General features: G+C 73.2%; 2 protein-coding genes. Both read right to left on the bottom strand.

Features of this window, described 5'->3' with window-relative positions; genetic code table 11:
* Window positions 1-56: 56 nt before the first annotated feature.
* Window positions 57-266, bottom strand: coding sequence for a cold-shock protein (locus ACFU7Z_RS39555; RefSeq protein WP_049660537.1), 210 nt, complete (start codon window positions 264-266; stop codon window positions 57-59).
* A 305-nt stretch (window positions 267-571) separates the two neighbouring features.
* Window positions 572-982 carry a sigma factor-like helix-turn-helix DNA-binding protein gene (locus ACFU7Z_RS39560; protein WP_074001055.1) on the bottom strand — a complete coding sequence of 137 codons (411 nt, stop codon included), beginning with the start codon at window positions 980-982 and terminating at the stop codon, window positions 572-574.
* Window positions 983-1136 lie beyond the last annotated feature (154 nt).

The raw sequence follows: 1136 nt of genomic DNA on the forward strand, positions 1-1136 counted from the left end.
GGTGCGGTACGGGCCCCGGTTCCCTCTACGATTCGAGAATCGTGCGGCGGGAAATGTCAGAGAGCGACGGGGCGGATGTTCTCCGCCTGGAGGCCCTTCTGGCCCTGCGTGACGTCGTACTCGACCTTCTGGCCCTCGAGCAGCTCACGGAAGCCCGAGGCGTTGATGTTCGAGTAGTGGGCGAACACGTCCGGGCCGCCGTCTTCCTGCTGGATGAAGCCGAAGCCCTTTTCCCCGTTGAACCACTTCACGGTGCCGAAAGCCATGGGAAATTCTCCTTCTAAGGCGCTGTAGACCGCACTGCGCGGGCTACTCGTCGCCGCACTGATGACCCGCCGGGATCTCAGAAAAAAAATACGCCTGCGATGGGAATCAGCAGGCGCACACAGAGTTCATGGGAACCAAAACTGCAACTCCTACGACCGTAACAGGCCTCGGGCCGAAACGGGAATTCTCGCGGCGCTCTTCTTCGGCGCACCGGTGACCTCCGGGTGCGCCGCCGGCCGTACGGGCCGGCCCGCCGGCCCGGCCCCGGGCGCCGCGCGGCGGGGGCACCCCCGGGCGGGGCCGCTCAGCGGCGGGCGGCCGCCAGGGAGCGGAGCTGGACATGGACGGCGGCGGGCTCGGTGCCGGTGAGGGCGGCGATCTCGGCGGCGGACAGGTCGAGGACCAGGTGCAGCAGCAGGACGTCCTGCTGGGCGGCGGTGAGGTGGGCGACCGGGCCGAGCGGCCGGGGGCCGGCCAGGGCGCAGACGCGGCGGCGCACCGCCTGCCAGGCGCAGGCGGCCGGGCTGGCGGTGGCCAGGGCGTCGAGCCAGTGGCCGCCGAGTTCCTCGAAGGCGGCGCGGACGGCCAGGGGCGCGTCGGCGGGCGACAGGAGCAGCGCGGCGTAGTCCAGGTAGTGGCGCAGGTGGAGGTCGTGCAGCGCCCACAGGCCCAGGGCGGGCCCGGGGGCGGCCGGGCGGCGTGGTGGTGTCGGCATGGTGGTGTCCCGAGTTTCCCGAGGTGTCCCGAGGTTTCCCGCAGGTGGCGCGGGCGGGCGCCGGCCCGCGGGCGGATGCCGGCCCGCGACGGGGACGCGGGCGGGTGCCCGTCCGTGGGTGGCTGGGGCCCGCGGCCGGGACGCGGGTGGCGCG

It is taken from the genome of Kitasatospora sp. NPDC057518, from assembly GCF_042802075.1.
Classification (GTDB): domain Bacteria; phylum Actinomycetota; class Actinomycetes; order Streptomycetales; family Streptomycetaceae; genus Kitasatospora.